16 protein-coding genes are annotated in these 18,065 nt (G+C 66.9%); 12 read left to right on the top strand and 4 right to left on the bottom strand.

Features of this window, described 5'->3' with window-relative positions:
• Positions 1-8: 8 nt before the first annotated feature.
• The 3 genes from argG to argC all read left to right on the top strand — a co-directional run bounded on the left by argG (position 9) and on the right by argC (position 3,342).
• The gene (argG, locus tag MLE42_RS13420; protein WP_243288393.1) at positions 9-1,196 is read left to right on the top strand and encodes an argininosuccinate synthase; all 1,188 of its coding nucleotides are present in this window, start codon (positions 9-11) and stop codon (positions 1,194-1,196) included.
• A 98-nt stretch (positions 1,197-1,294) separates the two neighbouring features.
• The gene (locus MLE42_RS13425) at positions 1,295-2,347 is read left to right on the top strand and encodes a hypothetical protein (RefSeq protein ID WP_243288394.1); all 1,053 of its coding nucleotides are present in this window, start codon (positions 1,295-1,297) and stop codon (positions 2,345-2,347) included.
• Positions 2,344-3,342, top strand: coding sequence for an N-acetyl-gamma-glutamyl-phosphate reductase (argC, locus tag MLE42_RS13430; protein WP_243288395.1), 999 nt, complete (start codon positions 2,344-2,346; stop codon positions 3,340-3,342). The genes MLE42_RS13425 and argC overlap by 4 nt, the downstream gene beginning before the upstream one ends.
• Before the next feature lie 33 nt (positions 3,343-3,375).
• On the opposite strand, the gene MLE42_RS13435 is transcribed toward argC, so the two are convergent.
• Positions 3,376-4,245: a LysR family transcriptional regulator gene (locus MLE42_RS13435; RefSeq protein ID WP_243288396.1), complete on the bottom strand. Its 870-nt coding sequence runs from the start codon at positions 4,243-4,245 to the stop codon at positions 3,376-3,378.
• Between the two features lie 96 nt (positions 4,246-4,341).
• Here MLE42_RS13435 and MLE42_RS13440 point away from each other — a divergent pair, with 96 nt between their 5' ends.
• The 3 genes from MLE42_RS13440 (at position 4,342) to MLE42_RS13450 (ending at position 8,415) form a co-directional block, all read left to right on the top strand.
• Positions 4,342-5,367: a zinc-dependent alcohol dehydrogenase family protein gene (locus MLE42_RS13440; protein WP_243288397.1), complete on the top strand. Its 1,026-nt coding sequence runs from the start codon at positions 4,342-4,344 to the stop codon at positions 5,365-5,367.
• A 107-nt stretch (positions 5,368-5,474) separates the two neighbouring features.
• Complete coding sequence (locus tag MLE42_RS13445; protein ID WP_243288398.1) at positions 5,475-6,851, top strand: M20/M25/M40 family metallo-hydrolase; 1,377 nt, start codon at positions 5,475-5,477, stop codon at positions 6,849-6,851.
• Between the two features lie 217 nt (positions 6,852-7,068).
• Positions 7,069-8,415: a Fic family protein gene (locus MLE42_RS13450; RefSeq protein WP_243288399.1), complete on the top strand. Its 1,347-nt coding sequence runs from the start codon at positions 7,069-7,071 to the stop codon at positions 8,413-8,415.
• 42 nt (positions 8,416-8,457) lie between these two features.
• On the opposite strand, the gene MLE42_RS13455 is transcribed toward MLE42_RS13450, so the two are convergent.
• Together MLE42_RS13455 and MLE42_RS13460 are read right to left on the bottom strand one after the other, a co-directional pair.
• Complete coding sequence (locus MLE42_RS13455; RefSeq protein ID WP_243288400.1) at positions 8,458-9,246, bottom strand: SDR family oxidoreductase; 789 nt, start codon at positions 9,244-9,246, stop codon at positions 8,458-8,460.
• A 14-nt stretch (positions 9,247-9,260) separates the two neighbouring features.
• Positions 9,261-9,860 carry a hypothetical protein gene (locus tag MLE42_RS13460; RefSeq protein ID WP_243288401.1) on the bottom strand — a complete coding sequence of 200 codons (600 nt, stop codon included), beginning with the start codon at positions 9,858-9,860 and terminating at the stop codon, positions 9,261-9,263.
• A 72-nt stretch (positions 9,861-9,932) separates the two neighbouring features.
• Between MLE42_RS13460 and MLE42_RS13465 the strand changes: the two genes are divergently transcribed.
• The 6 genes from MLE42_RS13465 to MLE42_RS13490 all read left to right on the top strand — a co-directional run bounded on the left by MLE42_RS13465 (position 9,933) and on the right by MLE42_RS13490 (position 16,407).
• Complete coding sequence (locus MLE42_RS13465; RefSeq protein ID WP_243288402.1) at positions 9,933-10,676, top strand: ABC transporter ATP-binding protein; 744 nt, start codon at positions 9,933-9,935, stop codon at positions 10,674-10,676.
• Entirely contained in the window at positions 10,673-12,268 is a 1,596-nt protein-coding gene (locus MLE42_RS13470; protein ID WP_243288403.1) for a hypothetical protein, read from the top strand. The genes MLE42_RS13465 and MLE42_RS13470 overlap by 4 nt, the downstream gene beginning before the upstream one ends.
• Positions 12,265-13,092 carry a hypothetical protein gene (locus MLE42_RS13475; protein WP_243288404.1) on the top strand — a complete coding sequence of 276 codons (828 nt, stop codon included), beginning with the start codon at positions 12,265-12,267 and terminating at the stop codon, positions 13,090-13,092. Before MLE42_RS13470 ends, MLE42_RS13475 begins: the two co-directional genes overlap by 4 nt.
• 316 nt (positions 13,093-13,408) lie before the next feature.
• Positions 13,409-14,719, top strand: coding sequence for a serine/threonine-protein kinase (locus MLE42_RS13480; RefSeq protein ID WP_243288405.1), 1,311 nt, complete (start codon positions 13,409-13,411; stop codon positions 14,717-14,719).
• A gap of 330 nt (positions 14,720-15,049) precedes the next feature.
• Positions 15,050-15,610, top strand: coding sequence for a Pycsar system effector family protein (locus tag MLE42_RS13485; protein WP_243288406.1), 561 nt, complete (start codon positions 15,050-15,052; stop codon positions 15,608-15,610).
• The gene (locus MLE42_RS13490) at positions 15,607-16,407 is read left to right on the top strand and encodes a hypothetical protein (protein ID WP_243288407.1); all 801 of its coding nucleotides are present in this window, start codon (positions 15,607-15,609) and stop codon (positions 16,405-16,407) included. The genes MLE42_RS13485 and MLE42_RS13490 overlap by 4 nt, the downstream gene beginning before the upstream one ends.
• Before the next feature lie 221 nt (positions 16,408-16,628).
• Here MLE42_RS13490 and lpdA read toward each other — a convergent pair whose 3' ends face one another.
• Positions 16,629-18,032 carry a dihydrolipoyl dehydrogenase gene (gene lpdA / locus MLE42_RS13495; RefSeq protein WP_243288408.1) on the bottom strand — a complete coding sequence of 468 codons (1,404 nt, stop codon included), beginning with the start codon at positions 18,030-18,032 and terminating at the stop codon, positions 16,629-16,631.
• Between the last annotated feature and the right edge of the window lie 33 nt (positions 18,033-18,065).

The following is an 18,065-nucleotide window of genomic DNA, read 5'->3' on the forward strand; positions in this document are numbered from 1 at the left end:
GATTCCCTATGAGCCAGCTCGCCGTTCTCGCCTTCTCAGGGGGTCTCGACACCTCCTTCTGCGTGCTCTACCTCAAGGAGCAGGGCTATGACGTGGCCACGGTCACGGTGAACACGGGCGGCTTCTCGCCGGAGGAGCTGGCCCGCATCGAGGCCGCCTCGCCCCGCTTGGGCGCCGTGAGCCACACCACGGTGGACGCCCGGACCGGGCTCTTCGACGGCTACCTGCGCTACCTGGTCTACGGCAACGTGCTGCGGGGGCAGATGTACCCCCTGTCCGTGTCCGCGGAGCGGGTCTGCCAGGCCAAGGCCGTGGCGGAGCTGGCCAAGGACATGGGGGCCGCCGCTATCGCCCACGGCTCCACGGGCGCCGGCAACGACCAGGTGCGCTTCGACGTGGCCTTCCGCGCCCTGGCGCCCGAGCTGGGCCTGCTGACCCCCATCCGGGACCTGGCTCTCTCCCGGGCCGAGGAGATGGCCTACTGCGCCGACCGGGGCGTGATCTTCCCCCCGAAGACGAAGGACTACTCCATCAACGAGGGCATGTGGGGCACCAGCGTGGGCGGCCGGGAGACCCTCGATCCCTGGACCACCCTGCCCGAGGCCGCCTTTCCCGGCGGCGTCATCGGCAGCCTGCCGCCCAAGTCGCTGGTCATCGGCTTCGAGGCGGGCGTCCCCGTCTCCCTGGACGGGAACAGCATGGACCCCGTCACCCTCATCGCCCAGCTCAACGCCGTGGGCCGGCCCTATGGCATCGGCCGGGGCGTGCACCTGGGTGACACCATCCTGGGCATCAAGGGCCGCGTGGGCTTCGAGGCCCCGGCCGCGCACCTGCTCATCGGCGCCCACCGGGAGCTGGAGAAACTGGTGCTCAGCGGCAAGCAGCTCTTCTGGAAGGAGAGCCTGGGCAACCTCTACGGCTCGCTCCTCCACGAGGGCCACTTCTTCGACCCGCTGGCCCGGGACCTGGAGGCCTTCCTCGCGTCCAGCCAGGACCGTGTGAGCGGCGAGGTGCGCCTCACCCTGCACCCCCGGGCCTTCGTGGTGGAGGGCGTCCAGTCGCCCTACTCCCTGATGGACCCCCGCATCGCCACCTACGGTGAGGCCAACAAGCTCTGGACCGGGGAAGAGGCCGCCGGCTTCGCCAAGCTCTTCGGAGTACAGCAAGTTCTGACACTGAAAGCGAAAAGCAACTGATCCACCACGAAGACAGGAAGACCGCGAAGAGAAGGCTGAAGAGCAATCTGTTTTCGTGGTCTTCCCGTCTTCGTGGTTCATCGATTTTTGAGGTCCCCATGCGCATCCACGTCGACAAGCTCGCCTCGGTCACCCGCAATCTGCGGCTGGGCCGGACCCTCACCCTCGGGCCGGAGATCCTGCTGGAGGAGGGCTCGGTCATCGCCTGCCGCATCCGGGGCGAGAAGACCACGTACAACCAGCTGGAGGACCCCTACGGGCGCATGAGCACCCTGCACGACGGGGACATCCTCGTGGGCGCCCTGGGCCACCGCAACGCCTTGCAGGGCTACGAGGGCATCATGCCCGAGTCCCTGAAGCCCGGCGACACGGTGAACCTGCTGAACATGGGCGGCGTGCTCGGCAAGTGCCTCTCGCACAACCCGGACGTGGGCAAGCCCTTCGAGCTGGAAGTGCTGGGCCAGGTGCTGGTGTTCCCCGAGTTCCAGTCCCGGGCCGGCCAGCCGGCGCACATCCGCATGGGCGCCCTGAAGGGCACGGGCCTCTCCGCCCGCTGCCCGGTGGTGTACGTGGCGGGAACCTGCATGAACGCGGGCAAGACCGCCGCAGCCTGCGCCAGCATCCGCGTGCTCAGCCGGGCGGGCTACCGCGTGGGCGCCTGCAAGCTCACGGGCGTCTCCCTCATGCGCGACGCCCTGGCCATGCGGGATTACGGGGCGGAGGTCGCCCTGGACTTCACGGACGCCGGCAGCGTGTGCACGGACGCGGGCTCCGCCGCCGCCATGTCGCGCATCATCTTCTCCGAGCTGGCCACGCATGGCGTGGACGTCATCGTGGCCGAAACCGGCGATGGCATCATGGGCGAGTACGGCGTCCAGGCCATCCTGTCGGATCCGGACCTGAAGGCCCTGGGCGGCGCCTTCCTCCTCTGCGCCAACGACCCCGTGGGCGCGGCGGGCGGCGTCCATTACCTGAAGTCCGCCTTCGGCATCCAGACGGACCTGGTGGCCGGCCCGGCCACGGACAACCGCGTGGGCGAGCGCTTCATCGCCACCCTGGGCCTTCCCGCCCGCAACGCCCGCGCCGACGCCGAAGCCCTCGGCAAGTTCGTGCTGGGGCTCGTCGAGCCCAAGATCGGGGCCAAGGCATGAGCAAGGTCGATGTCCTCATCCTCGGCGCCTCGGGCTACGGCGGAGGGGAGCTGCTGCGCTGGCTCTCGAACCATCCGGCGGTGGCCTCCCTTCGGGGCACGGCCCGCAGCCACGCGGGCAAGCCCTTCCACGCCCAGCATCCGAACCTGCGGGGGCTGGTGGAGGGCGCTTTCGAGGCCACGCCCGATTGGGCGGCCCTGGCCCAGAGCCCGAACCCGGTCCTCTTCTCGGCCCTGCCCCATGGCGAGCTGGAGAAGCTCTGGCCCGAGATCGAGGCGGCGGGGAAAGGTCACGGTCTCCTGGAGCGCCTCATCGTCATCGACCTCTCCACGGACTTCCGGCTGGATCCCGCCTGGGTCTACGGCCTGGTGGACTGGAAGCCCGAGCGCATGAAAGGCGCCCGGCGCATCGCCAACCCCGGCTGCTTCGCCACGGCCCTGCAGCTGGCCCTGCTGCCCCTCGCCGGGTGGAAGCCCGCCTTCGTGGCCGTCACCGCCGCCACGGGATCGAGCGGATCCGGCGCCGCGCCGTCGGACACCACCCACCATCCGACGCGGGCCACGGACTTCCGCGCCTACAAGATGCTCTCCCACCAGCACGAAGCCGAGGTGCTGCGCACCCTGGCCGCGGAAGGCTGGGAGGCGCCCCTCAGCTTCGTGCCGCAGAGCGCGCCCATGGTGCGGGGGATCTTCGCCACGGCCCAGTTCCCGCTGCCCGCGGGGATGGATGCCGCCGCGCTCAAGGCCCACTTCGAAGCCTTCTACAAGGGCCGCTTCTTCGTCCGGATCGTGGACGGATCGCCCCGCGTGGCCGCGACCACGGGCAGCGCGTTTGCGGATATCGCCGTGGCGGCCAGGGGTGGCCACGGCGCCGTGATGGTCGCCCTGGACAACCTGGGCAAGGGCATGGCCGCCCAGGCCGTGCAGAACCTCAACCTGGCCCTGGGGCTGCCGGAGTGGACGGGACTGAAGGTGGCCGGAGGCTATCCGGGGTAAAGCGGGTTCCCCCTGCAAGAGACGGGACCGGCGCTAATCCGAGAGCGAGGCGCGCACCCCCGCCACGATCGCGTCCACGACCTTGGCCATCCCCTGCAGGTACGGGGAGCGCTGGACCGTGACCGTGAGCACGAGATCGAGCCCTTTGACCTCCACTTCGACGATACCCGCGGGTCGAGTCCGCGCGAGCAGGCGGCGAGGCATCAGGCTCCATCCGACCCCCTCTTTCACCAATGCGAGCTGGAGCCGCGCATCCTGCACCTCCGCCGCGAGGTCCAGGCGGCCGCCATGGCGCGCCACTTCAACGGCGAGGCGTCGACGCGCGTCGCAGGGTTCCGGGCTCAGGATCCACGCCTGGCGACCGAGGTCATCGGAAAGCCCCCTTCCCTTGGCAACGGACCGTGAAGAGGCGATGACCGCCAGCCGCTCGTGGCCGAGGGGGCCCGGGCCATCCGCCGCGGCCTCCCCTGACAACAGGATCGCGGCATCCAGCCACCCCCGCCGAAATCGCTCCGCGAGATCGTCGCTCCATCCGGTCGTCAGCAGGATCGACACCCGCGGGAAGCGCCTCCGGAGGTCCTTGACGATCCGGGCGAGGCCATCGTCGGCCAGGCCGTTCGCGACCCCCAGCCGGAGACGGCCCTCGGGCTCGGAGCGCCCCATCCGGTTCTTCATTCCGGCATACGCCGCAAGGATCTCGCGGCAACAGGCCAGCGCCTCGACCCCGGCGGGGGTGAGCCCGGACGGTTTCAGGCGGCGATCGAGCAATGCCACGCCGAGTTCCTGTTCCAGGCGCTGGATCTGCCGGGTGACGGCGGGTTGGGTCAGCGGCAGCCGTTCCGCCACCTTCTGGATCGATCCCTCCTCGGCCAGGAGGACGAACGTGCGCATCTCATCGAGCATCATTCCATCCATGCATGATTATTTTAAATATAATGAATTTGAACAATACACAAGCCAATGCCATCTTCGCCATGGAAGTCACATAAGGAGAAGCAGATGAAAGCGATCGTGCTCCACGGCGAACCGGGCGATGCCCGATTGCAACTGGTCGACCGGCCGATCCCTGAACCGAAGCGGCACGAAGTCATCGTGCGGGTCAGGGCCAGCGCGCTGAACTACCGCGATCTGGAGATCGTGCGCGGCACGTACCACACCTCGTTCCCGCTTCCGCTGGTCCCCCTTTCCGACGGCGTGGGGGAAGTCGTGTCCGTGGGAGAGGGCGTGACGCGCGTCAAGGCCGGAGATCGCGTGTGCAGCGCCTTCTGGCAGCGCTGGGTCGCTGGGAGCTTCGACATGGCGGAACCCTCGTACCAGCTTGGCGGTCCCATCGACGGAATGCTGGCGGAATACGCGAAGCTGGACGAGCAGGCGGTCGTGCTCGCGCCGGGGCATCTGAGCGACGCGGAGGCAGCCACGCTGCCGTGCGCCGCCGTCACCGCCTGGCACGCCCTGATCACCGAGGGCGCCCTGAAGCCCGGGGAGACGGTTCTGGCGCTGGGGACCGGAGGTGTCTCGCTCTTCGCACTCCAGTTCGCGAGGAGCGCCGGCGCCCGGGTCATCGTGACGTCAAGCAGCGACGAGAAGATCGAGCGCGCCAAGGTGCTGGGAGCCTTCGCCGGCGTCAACTACCGGCGCCACGAGGACTGGGCCGGGGAGGTGCTTCGGCTGACGGACGGGCGGGGTGTGGATCACGTCCTGGAGGTCGGCGGACCGGGAAGCTTCGCCCAGTCCCTGCGGGCCGTGCGGCTGGGCGGGCAGATCAACGTCATCGGCTATCTCGGCGGGACGGAAGGCACCATCAACCCGCTGGACATCTTCCGGCGGCAGGCCCGGGTGCGGGGCATCCCGGTGGGATCCCGGGCCTCCTTCGAGGCCATGGTCCGCGCCATGGAAGCGCAGGAGCTCCGGCCCGTCATCGATCGGATCTTCCCGTGGACAGAGGCCGCCAACGCCTTCCGGCACCTCGAAAGCGGGGCTCACTTCGGAAAGGTCGTCCTGCGGCACGACGCCCTGTCTTCCTGAAGGGCGGGGTCCCCGGGCCCGGGCCATCGACCATGATCGACCTCTGCGTCCATTTATGGACATCCCTGGGCCTTGTGGGATGATGATTGACCCTTTCCGGAGCGTCTATGAATCCGTCCCTTCTCACCCGTGAAGCCCTGGGGCAGTTCGCCAGCGCGAGCCGTGCGGCCTTCGAAGCGGAGCTGAAGACCCTGGTGGAGATCCCCTCCATCAGCGCCGATCCGGCCCGCCAGGGCGACGTGCGGCGCGTGGCCGAGGCGGCGCGGGCGCTCTTCGAGCGGCACGGGGGCAAGGCCGAGATCCTGGAGACCAGCGGCAACCCGCTCATCCACGGCTGGTTCGGCGAGGATCCGAGCTGCTCGACCATCACCGTCTACAACCACATGGACGTGCAGCCCGCCAATGAGCCCGAGTGGACGGCGGAGCCCTTCACCTTCGTGGTGGATGGCGACACCTATCGCGGCCGCGGCAGCACGGACGACAAGGGCCCGGCGGTGACGGCCTTCTTCGGCGCCCTGGCGGCCCGGAAGGCGGGCGTGCCCCTCAACATCCACTTCCTCTGGGAGACCGAGGAGGAGATCGGCTCCCCCAGCTTCGAGGGCGGCCTGAACCGCCACAAGGACCGCTTGAAGACCGACGCCATCGTGGTGAGCGACACGGTCTGGATCACCCGCGGCAAGCCCAGCACGCCCGCCGGGCTGCGCGGCCTCAAGGGCTTCCGGCTCACGCTGGAGACCGCGGACCACGACCTGCACAGCGGCGTGGTGGGCGGCGCGGCCCGCAACCCCCTGGCCGAGCTCATCAAGGTGGTCGCCGCCATGATGGACGGCGAGACCGGCAAGGTGAAGATCCCCGGCTTCTACGACGAGGTGGTGAAGCCCTCCAAGCAGGAGCTGGAGGAGTGGGCCCATGCGGGCTTCAGCGTGGAGACCTTCAAGAAGGACCACATGATCACCGGCATGCGCACCGAGGATCCCATCAAGGTCATGAAGCGCGTGTGGGGCCGGCCCACCATGGAGGTCCACGGCGTCGTGGGCGGCTACACGGGCCCCGGCATCAAGAGCGCCGTGCCCCCCCGGGCCGAGGTGAAGCTCTCCTGCCGCCTGGTGCCGGACATGGACGAGCACACCACCATCGAGCGCATCCGCGCCTTCGTGAACGAGCACTTCCCCGACGTGCAGTTCCACGAGGAGCACGGCCTGGCCCCCTTCAAGGGCCACGTCACCGGCCCCTACGCCGAGGCCATCAAGGACGCCTACCGCTTCGCCTTCGACGCGCCCTGCTCCTTCACCCGCGAAGGCGGCAGCATCGGCGCCGTGAAGACCATGGAGGACATCCTGGGCTGCGAAGTGTTCTTCCTGGGCCTCAGCCTCCCCAGCCACGGCTACCACGCCCCCAACGAGAACTACGACTGGGAGCAGGCCAGCGGTGGCATCGCGGCCTTCGCCCACTACTTCGAGACGGTGAGCTCGTTCAAGAACTGAGGGCCGTTCCTTGCGAAAATCGCCGGCCGATGGCCGGCGATTTTCGTTGGAAAGTGCGCTGCATCGGCTCCCCGGCCGATGGTCAGTTCCTGGGTGTTCGCTCGATCTGTCAATTTACTACTAATTCATTCCAATTTTAGTTTTTCATGGACGCCCATCTCGTCCCGCCCTAACCTACTAGCGAATTCCTAATTGAATTGCCAATTAGTAGGTGTTCATGAAACTCCCCCACCCGCCTCCAGAGATATCCAGCCTTCTTTCAACCATTGAGGCTGGGGACATCCAGAAGATCCTCGAACTCCAGCCGGGCCCCCTGGTCAAGGAGGCCTACCTCCACTGGGACGAATTGAGGCATCGGGCCCCCCCGGAGGGCCTGGATCACGAGCGGTGGTGGCTGGGCGTCAAGTGGGCTCGGCAAACCTTCCTGAAGCCCCTTCCCCTGTTGGACAAGAAGGGGCGGCCCTTCTCCTTCGGCACCCCCGAGCCTGTCCAGATCGATCTGCACCACATCGACCAGGATGCGGCCGGCGAGATCAAGTCCGCCACCGAGGCCACCACGCCCGCCACTCGGGACAGGTACCTCCTCAAATCGGTCATCGAGGAGGCCATCACCTCGAGCCAGCTGGAGGGGGCTTCGACGACCCGGAGGGTGGCCGCGGAGATGCTCCGGTCCGGAAGGGCCCCGAAGGATCGAAGCGAGCAGATGATCTTCAACAACTTCCTGGCCATGCGCGCCATCCAGGGTTTCAGGAACGAGCCCATGACCCCGGCACGGCTGCTTGAGATCCACCGCAGGGTGTCCGAGCACACCCTGGACGATCCCCGGGACGTGGGAAGGCTGCGCCAGTCCAACGACATCCACGTGGTGGACAACGATGACGGCACCATCCTCCACCAGCCGCCGGACCATCGTGAGCTGCCGGAGCGGCTGGAGCGGCTCTGTGCCTTCGCCAATGCCGGAGAAGACCAGCGCCCCTTCGTGCATCCGGTCCTTCGGGCCATCCTGCTGCACTTCATGGTCGGATATGACCACCCCTTCGCGGATGGGAACGGGCGGACGGCCCGGGCGCTCTTCTACTGGTCCATGCTCCGGAGCGGGTACTGGCTGGCCGAGTTCATCTCCATCTCGCACATCCTCCGCAAGGCGCCGGCCCAGTACGGGCGAGCCTACCTCTTCACCGAAACCGACGGCGGGGACACCACCTACTTCCTCATCCACCAGCTGACCACCATGCGGAAGGCCATCCAGAGCCTCCACGACTACCTCGCCCGGAAAGCGAAGGAACAAAGAAGCATGGAGCGCCTGCTGGCGGAGTCCCCCGCCCTGCGTGTCCGACTCAACCACCGCCAGAAGACCCTTCTCACCCATGCCTTGAAGCATCCCGCCGCGGGCTACCGCATCGAGGAGCATCAGAAGACACATGGCATCGTCTACCAGACCGCCCGGACCGACCTGCTCCAGCTGGCGGAGCTCGGGCTCCTCGAGAAGATCAAGGAAGGGCGCGCGTTCCTCTTCGTCGCCCCGAACGACTTGGCGGCGCGGATGGCCCGCCTCGAACCCTAGGACCGATCCTGGAACGCGCGGCGCGGCGGCCTGTGGCTCGCCCTAGAACGTGCCCTGCACCAGCCCCCCGTCCACCAGCAGGCTCTGGCCGGTGAGGTAGCTTGCGGGGATTCCGCAGAGGAAGGCGATGACGGCGCCGATCTCGCCGGGGTCGCCGAGGCGGGCGGCGGGGATGGCGGCGGCGGTGCGGGCGTAGTACTCGTCGGTGGTGATGCCTTCGGCGGCGGAGCGCACCTCGGCCAGGTGGGCCTGGCGGTCGGTCATCACGTGGCCGGGCAGCACGGCGTTCACCGTGATCCCATCCGCGGCGGTCTCCAGGGCCAGGGTGCGGGTGAGGCCCGAGAGGCCGGCCCGGAGCGTCGAGCTGATGGTGAGCAGGGGCGTGGGCTGCTTGGCCACCAGGCTGGTGATGTGGACGATGCGCCCCCACTGGGCCGCCCGCATGCCGGGCAGCGCGAGCCGCGAGAGGCGCACCACGTTCATGAGCGTGGAGTCCACCCCGGCGGCCCAATCGTCGTCGGAAAGCCCCGAGAATCCGGCGGCCTTGGGCCCGCCCGTGTTGGTCACGAGGATCTGCACGGGGCCCAGGGCCACGGCCGTGGCCTGGTGCCAGCGGGCCAGGTCCTCCGCCTTCGCCACGTCCGCGGCCAGGGCCAGGGCGGGCACGCCCAGGGCCTCCAGTTCGGCCTTCACCGCCGCCAGGGCCTCGCCGCCCCGGCCGCACACCGACACCGCGCAGCCCTCCGCCGCCAGGGCCAGGGCCGTGGCCCGGCCCAGCCCCTTGCTGCCGGCCGCCACCATGGCCACCTTGCCGCGAATGCCGAGATCCATGGGTTCCTCCTGGGCTACCGGGATGAAGGTGGGGGCGTGGGTTCGGGGGGCGTGAGTTCGGGGGACGTGGGTTCGGGGGACCGGCCCGCGGTGGGGGCCGGGTCGACGCGGCGGGGCGCGGCGGGCGGCGGGCAGCCCTGGGCCTGGCCCAGCCCCTTGAGGTAGGCCCGCCGGGTCAGGCCCGCGGCCACGGCCTCGGCCACCAGCCGGGAGTGGCGCTCGGCGCCGCTCAGCTTCCGCACCCAGCCCCGGAAGGGGATGAGGCCCTCGGTGGTGTGGCGCACGGCGCCCACGGCCGCCCCGCTGGCCTCGGCCCGCCCGCGTTCGCCCAGGGTCGGATCCGCCGTCGGAGGGGCGTCCAGGTCCGGCGGCAGGGCCGCGTCCAGCTGCCGCACCTCCGCCACCAGGCCGGCGCAGGTGGGGTCCGCCGGCGGTCCGTAGGGGGCCTTCTGGGCCGCCAGCAGGATGGGCGGGATCTTGGCGCGCACCAGGTTGAGGTCGCCCAGGGGCGCGGTGGCGGCGTCGGACAGGCCGGATGTCTTGGGCCTGGCGCAGGCCGCCAGGACCAGCAGGGCGACGACCGGGAGGAGGGCGGGCTTCATGGCGCCCAGCATACCGGCTCACCGGCCCTGATGGCCCCTGACGGCCCCTGATGGCTCTCAGCGCGCCACTGCTACCCTCGGAGGATGCCCGCTCTGGAACTGGCCTCCCTCACCAAGCGCTTCGGCGACAAGACGGCCGTCGAAGACCTCAGCCTCGCCCTGGAACCCGGCACCTTCCTGGGCCTGCTGGGCCGCAATGGCGCCGGGAAGAGCACCACGCTGAAGATGGTGACGGGCCTGCTGAAGCCCACCTCCGGCCGCATCCGCGTGCTGGGCCTGGACCTCCAAGCCGATCCCCTGGCGGTGAAGCGCCAGATCGGCGCCATGCCCGAGGACATGGCCCTGCTGGACATGCTCACAGGGCCCCAGTACCTGCGCTTCGTGGGCCGCATGTACGGCATGCCGGACGCGCTCATCGACGGCCGCCGGGAGGAGCTGTTCGACACCCTGGACCTGGCACCCGGCCCCAAGACCCTCATCGCGGACTACAGCTTCGGCATGAAGAAGAAGGTGGCCCTCTGCGCGGCCCTGATCCACGGGCCCCAGGTCGTGTTCCTGGACGAGCCCTTCGAGGGCATCGACCCCGTCACCAGCCGCACCATCAAGGACATCCTCCAGAGCCTGCAGCAGCGCGGCGTGACGCTGGTGCTCACCAGCCACATCCTCGAGGTGGTGGAGAAGCTCTGCCCCCTCATCGCCATCCTGGACGAAGGCCGGCTCAAGGGCTTCGGGCCCCTGGACGAGCTGCGCCGCGGCGGCGAGAGCCTGGAGCAGCTCTTCGTCGGGCTCGTGGGCGGCGCGCAGAAGGGGGCGCTCTCGTGGTTGTGAGCCCCTTCCGCGCCCTGCTGGCGGCCCATGGGCAGGCCACCTGGAACCGCTCCGCCCGGGAGCTGGGCCGCCAGGGCGCCTGGGTCCTGGCCCTGGTGGTGGGGATCTTCGCCGCCTTCGCCGCCCTGGGCCTGATCCTGGGCGGCGGAGCGCTCGGCTGGCTGCTGGGCAGCCGCCTCGGACGGCCGATCGTGGCCGCCCTCCTGGGCGCCCTGCTCGCCTTCTTCAGCTTCGGGGGCGGCCTCATCGGCGGCGTGCTGGGCGGGGCCCGGGAGCTGGCCTGGGAGGCCTACCGGGGCTTCCCCCTGCGGCTGCGGACCCTCTACCTGGCCGAGCTGATGGCGGGCCTGGCGGACATGCTGCCGCTGACGATGGCCCTGGCTCTGACGGGGCTGCTGCTGGGCCTCGGCGCGGCCGCGCCCCGGACCCTGCTGCTGGTGCCCCTCGTCCTCCTGGAGACGCTGCTGATGCTGCTGGCCCTCCAGGTGCTGATCGGCGGCCTGGCCTCGGCCCTGGTGAAGCGCCTCCGCGTGGCCCTCACGGCGCTGGCCATCCTGGCCTGGCTGGGCTCCACGCTGATGTCCCCCGGCCTGTCGGCGCGCGGCCCGGCCTCCACGGCCCGGCCCCTCCAGGCCGCCCAGGTCGAGAGGGTCCAGGCCCTGGGCCGGGGGGCCGCCCGGGTGCTGGAAGCCCTACCCACCCACGCCGCCGCCCGGAGCCTGGCCGAGGCGCAGGCGGGTCATTGGGGCGCGGCCCTGGCCCTGCACCTCTACCCGCTGGCCCTGCTGGCCCTGGTGATGGTGCTGGGCGCCCGGATCATGGCGCGGGAGACCAGCGGCACCGCCGTGGCCCCGCAGACCCGCGGCCCCGACCGCCTCTGGAGCTTCCGCCACCCGGCGGAGGGCCTGGGGCGGCTCCACTTCCAGACCCTCATGCGCAGCCACCTGGGCCGCTTCGCCTTCCTCATGCCCCTCATGACCGTGGTGCTGCTGAAGGGCCCCTTCGCCCAGTTCAAGCCGAACCCGCTCTGGACCGTGCCCGCGGCCTTCGCCTACCTGTCCCTGGTGGCGAACAACTTCGTGTTCAACCAGTTCGGGCTGGACCGGCACGGCGTGAAGGGCCTGCTGCTCCTGCCCGTGGGCTCGGAGGACCTGCTCAAGGGGAAGCTGCTGGGCCTGGCCGCCCACCAGGGGCTCCAGGCCCTGACGCTGGCGCTCCTGCTGCTGGCCCTGGACCACGCGGGCCCGGCCCCGCTCCTGGGCGGCATGCTGCTCATGGGCTGCATCTTCCTGGCCCAGACCGCCGTGGGGCAGTGGACGTCCACCTGGGCGCCGCGGCCCATGGCCATGGACAGCCTCAAGAACAACAACATGCCCTTCGCCCTGGGCCTGCTGAGCATGGGGACCTCGGCCTTCTGGGCCGGCCTCTTCGGCGGCGCCTACGCGCTGCTGGCCTGGGCCTCGCCGCGGCTGCTGGTGCCGGGCATGGCGCTGCTCTTCGGGCTGGTGCTCACGGCGCACCTGCTGCTGCTGCCCGCCGCGGCCGCGGCCCTGGACCGGCGCCGGGAGAAGCTGGTGGAGGCCCTGGGATGAGCCCCGAGGCGCTGCGGCTGGCGGCCGAGCTGGGCGGGGCCGTGCTCTCGGTCCCCGGCGCTGCCGGTGCTTCCGGGGGCGGCAGCCTGGTGCTCGTGGAGCGCATCCAGGGCCACGGCCTGTCCCAGGTGCTGGTGCTGGGCCGCACGGCGGAGGACCTGCGGGAGCCGCTGGACGCTGCAACCACCGTCCAGGCCCGGGGCCTGGCGGTGAACGTGCTGGGCCTCGTGCCCGCGCCCGGCTGCGACCTGGCCTCCGCCCTGGACCTGCACCGCCGCCGCCTGGGCGCCCTGGTCTGCGCGCTGGACGCGGGCCTGCCCTGGCTGGACGGGAAGCCCATGCTGGTCCGGCGCCTGCCGGGCCGCCTCGCCCGCGCCCTGCCCGTGGCCCTGGAGAAGGCCCCCATGGGCCCCCTGGAGAAGGCCGAGCTAAAGGGCTTCCTGGCGGACTGGGACAAGGCGGATCGCAAGCGGATCTTCCGCCGGCCCGAGTGGCGGGAAGCCCCCGATCACGGACAGCATGGCGGCTTCGAGGCGGACCTCTGGCCCGGCGTGCCCCTGCCCGAGGGCGCCGAGCTGCGGGTGCCGCCCCTGGTGCTGCCGGAGGGCACGGCGCTCACGAACGCCCTGCGCACGGCCCTGCGCGCGGCCACGGGCCAGCCCATCCCCTTCCTGCCCCTGCCCGGAGACCCCGCGCCCCTCCACGCCCTGCGCGCGCTCACCCCTGAAGCCACCGCCTTCCGCGGGCCCGCCCGAGCCTGGGAGCTGGCTTTCGAAGGCCTCTCCCGCCTGCCCGCGCCCCCGCACTTCTGCGCGCGCTGCTGAACGCGAAGGACGCGAAGACGCTCCTGAAGGGGTCGGAGATGGGCGCAGAAAAGGCGTCCATAAGCGGAGGTTGGCGGAGGAGCCGAGGAAAGCGGAGGAAAAGAAAGCGCACCGAGTGCTTCTGTGCCTTCCGGGTTCCAGCTTTCCCGGCTGAGGCACACCGAGTCAGCACGAAACGCTTTTTGACTGGGTCCGAGGGGAGGCCTGGAGGGCAGAGCCCTGGCGTTCCCCGCGATGTCCGGTGGAGGCAGCGGCCCGGCCTTCACTCTAGAATCCAGGGAAGCGTTCCCCTCGCAGCCCCGTTCCCGGAAGCCCCATGCCCGACCACATCGGCAAGTTCGAGATCCTCCGCACCCTGGGCCAGGGGGCCATGGGTGAGGTGTTCCTGGCGCGGGACACGACGCTGGGGCGCGAGGTGGCCCTCAAGACCATCCGGCCCCAGGCGGACGCCGAGGCCCTGGGCGATCTGAAGGCCCGCTTCGCGCGGGAGGCCCAGTCCGCCGCCGGGCTGCACCACCCCAACGTGGTGACCATCTACGAGTTCGGCGAGGCGGACGGGCTGCTCTACTTCGCCATGGAGGTGGTGGAGGGCCCCAGCCTGGAGAGCCTCCTGCGCCGCCAGGCCCTGGCGCCCCGGGCCTTCCTGGAGGCCATGGCCCAGGTCTGCGACGGCCTCCAGGCCGCCCACCAGAAGGGCATCGTCCACCGGGACATCAAGCCCGCCAACATCATGATCGCCCGCGAAGGCGAGCGGCCCGTGGCCAAGATCCTGGATTTCGGCGTGGCGAAATCGCTGGGCCAGGAGGCCACCCAGACGGGCATGGTGGTGGGCACCCTGGCCTACATGGCCCCCGAGTACCTGAGCCGGGGCCAGGCCACGCCCTCCGCCGACCTCTTCGCCGTGGGCGTCATCCTCTACGAGGGCCTGGCGGGGCACCGCCCCTTCCAGGGCGACACCAACGGCTCGCTCATCTACTGCATCCTCAACGAGCCCACCCCCGACCTGGACCTCGAGTCCCTCGACGGCCTGAACCCCGCCCTGCGGGACCTGGTGACCCGGGCCCTGGCCAAGGATCCCCTGGAACGCTTCGGCTCCGCCAAGGAGCTGGGCGAGGCCCTGCGCGCCGCCCTGGATCCTGCCTGGCGGCCTCAGGACCAGCCGACCGTGGCCCTGCCTCACCCCGCCAAGGTCGCGCCCCGGCGTCGCTGGGCCTGGGCCCTGGGACTGGCGGGCCTGCTGGCCGCGGGCGGCGGGGCCTGGTGGGCCCTGCGCCCGGCCCCGCCGAGGAACGCCGCCCTGGACGACGCCGCCCTCAAGGGGGCCGAGGCCCTGGTGGACAGCGACCCCCTCAGCGCCCTGCGCATCATCCGCGACGTGCTGGCCCAGGCCCCGCCCGGCCAGCGCGTGGACCCCGACGCCCTGGCTCTCCTGCTGGTGGTCCAGTACCGCGCCAAGGACCTGGAAGGCTTCCTCGCCACCCTCAAGGACGCCGAGGCCCGGGGCGTCCCCGCCGCCGACCTCCTCCAGAACCGCCGCTACAAAGCCATGCTCACCCAGGACCGCAAGGCCGGGCGCCTGCCGGCGGAGCTGAGGGCGAGGCTGCTGAAGGGGGAGTACGGGGCGTGAACCTGGGCTCGGTCCGACCTACCGTTCGGGGCTTGATTTCACCCGTTCGGGGGATTTTCTTGAAGATACAGGATCAGTATGTCTTCATAAGTTGGAACAAGGTTCTTTCAGTGCACCGAGCGTACAGGTCGTCTCTATTTGGACTTCTTAAGCGGACCGCTCACACCGTTCATTCTAACACCCACTCACTAGTTACAGTTTTATGGTTTTGGAATATATAATTTCCATGTGCTCTTAATCTTGACATCCAGATTCTGATTACACGATTTTGATATGGCCATTCAACCACAACAACGCAAGTAATAGATCAAACTACGGAGCAATGAGATTATGGGAAAAAATGATTTTTTAAACCTATCTATACAAGACAATCAAAACGCAATTCGTGGTATTGACAGTAAAATTAACACCATGATCGCTCTTCAAATTGCTCCGATTCCAATGCTTCTTGGGGCATATAAATTTTCATCCACCATAACAAAATATATTGGACCTATTTTATTTATAATTATTGTTGTAATATTTATTTTAACATGGCTGTTTGCTATACTATCATCAACATGGTGCCTATTCGCGCGTCACGGGCAGAAAATCAATATTGAAATGCCTGAACCTTCACCCAAAAGTACTTATTTTTTAAACCCAACCACATACATACAACAAAGCAAAAACAAAAAATCATACAGCCTTGAGCGATTCATTAAAGATCTACCAGACGATGATTCAAAAATTGAACATGAACTAGCATTCGAATTGCTCAAAATTTCTATAATTCGCGATTTCAAGATGCAATATCACAGAATAGCATCTATATTGAGTCTTGTATGGTTAATTATTGGTTTTTTAGGTTTTGTAATGTACGCCATCATCATTGCTTGGATTAAACCATGAAAAAACGAATGCCTCAGAAAGAACTTGACACCCTTAAGCGGTTTATTGAAGAAAAAATATCTGAAGCGGAAGACATTTGGCAACAGGTGGTGCCAGATATTATGGAACTAGCAGAAGATGGTTCTTTAAGAAAGTTCGCAAAAGCCATTACTCAGATTCCTGGATACGAAGAAATCGAAGAGGATATCAACGTAGTTGACGACTTTGTCATTCTTATGGCCGATATGCGAAACTCAACGAAGCATCTCACAACAGCTTGTTCCGACGCAACGCAAGGTGCAACCGGACTAAAACGGCTATTTATAGAAACATCCATTTTGCTGCCAGCGATGGCAAAAACCATATCCTTCGGAAAGGGTAAAACATTAGAATATCTTGGAGATGGTGTTCTCGCGGCATATAGAGTTAAAAAGGGCACTGAAAGCAGCGTTATATATGATGCGCACCACTCAGCAGAAAAAATTGTTGAGTGTGTCGTCGATATAATTAATCCACTTATTAAACACTATTACAATTTACCGCCCCTTTCAGTTGGAATTGGTATAGCTAGAAGTCAAGGCATCGTTCGTATGGTAGGAATTGAAAATTTTCTTGTTCCAAAAGTTTTTGGCAAATCCGTATTCTATGCCAGCAAACTCTGTGGAGGGGAAAACGAAATATACCTTGATGAAATGGCACATGGAATGTGGCCAAAAGTAAAGCCGGGTGAAAAGGCTGTAGTTAGTTTTAAAAAAATCCCTATTATAAAAAATGGCGAAAAATCATGTGATGGATATAAAATTCAATATAACGAATAGCATCATACGGTTAATAAATTTATTTAAGTAATCAGCTACTGCTATATTGCTGCTAGCATCGAATTTCTCAAATCTCTCGATTTCTTTTTACTCAATATTCGGCTAATGGGAAGCCCAGTCAGCCTCTTTCATTACTTCCATTGCCTCCCAATATGCCAAAAACCGCCCATTCGGGCGGTTTTTGGCATCTCTCCGCGCCCTAACCGGGCGCGATTCCCAACCTACATATTCAACGCCCGCCCGTACACCGCCCTGGCCGCCTCGGGGAAGACCTCGTTCAGGCTGGGGTGGGGATACATGGTGTTGATGAGCTCGTCCACGGTGAACTCGCCGCCCATGAGGGCCACGCTGGAGGCCACGAGCTCGGTGGCCTTGGGGCCGAGGATGTGGATGCCGAGGATCTCGCCGTACTGCTTGTCGGCCACGATCTTGATGAAGCCGTGGGGCTCGCCCACGATGTTGGCCTTGGCCATGGGCGCGAAGGGGAAGGTGCCCACCTGCACGTCGTAGCCCTTGGCCCGGGCGGCCTTCTCGTTGAGGCCGATGGTGCCCACCTCGGGATCGCAGTAGGTGCAGGCGGGGAAGCGGTCGTAGCGCACGGGGTGGGGATGCACGTCCTTGCCCAGGCTTTGCGCCGCGTGCTCGGCGGCCACGATGCCCTCGTCGCTGGCCACATGCGCCAGCCAGGGGGTGCGCACGATGTCGCCGATGGCGTAGAGGCCGGGCTCGCCGGTCTGCATGAACTTGTCGATGAGGACGCAGCCGCGGTCCACCTGGGCCTTGGTGGCCTCCAGGCCGATGCCCTCCACCATGGGCGCGCGGCCCACGGCCACCAGCAGGTGGCTGCCCACCACCTCGCCGGGGGTCTCGCCTTCGAGGAAGCACGCCACGCCGTCGTCCCGCTTCTCGATGCGGGTGATCTTGGTCTTGGTGCGCACGTCCATCTTGTAGGTCTTCTTGAAGATCTTGGCCAGCTCCAGGCCGATCTCCTCGTCCTCCAGGGGCAGGATGGTGTCCATGAACTCCACCAGGGTCACCTTGGAGCCCAGGCGGCTGAACACGGAGGCGAACTCCACGCCGATGGCGCCGGCGCCCAGGATCACCAGGTGGCTCGGCAACTCGGTGAGGTCCAGGATGTGGTCGCTGTTGAGCACGCGAATGCCATCCGTCTCCAGGCCGGGGATGGGCTTGGGGGCCGAGCCCGTGGCCAGGATGATGCGCTTGGCCTCGTGCACTTCGCCGGCCACGTCCACGCGCCCGCCGCCCAGCAGCTTGCCGAAGCCCTTCAGCACGGTCACCTTGTTCTTCTTCATGAGGAACTCGATGCCCTTGGCGTTCTTCAGGACGATGCGGCCCTTGCGCTTGACGATGGTGGCGAGGTTGGCCTTCAGGCTCTTGGCGTCCACGCCGTCAATGCCGTAGTCGTCGGCCACCTGCATCTGCTCGAAGCGGTGGGCGCTCTCCAGCCAGGTCTTGGCGGGGATGCAGCCGCGGTGGAGGCAGGTGCCCCCCAGGCCCGCATCCTTCTCCACCAGGGCCGTGTTGAGGCCCAGCTGGGCGCCGCGGATGGCGGCGATGTAGCCGCCGGGGCCGGAGCCGATGACGATGAGGTCGAAGGAAGCCATGCTGCGCTCCAAAGAACGGGGTTCCGTGGCGGA

This window comes from Geothrix terrae (assembly GCF_022808775.1).
Lineage (GTDB): Bacteria > Acidobacteriota > Holophagae > Holophagales > Holophagaceae > Geothrix > Geothrix terrae.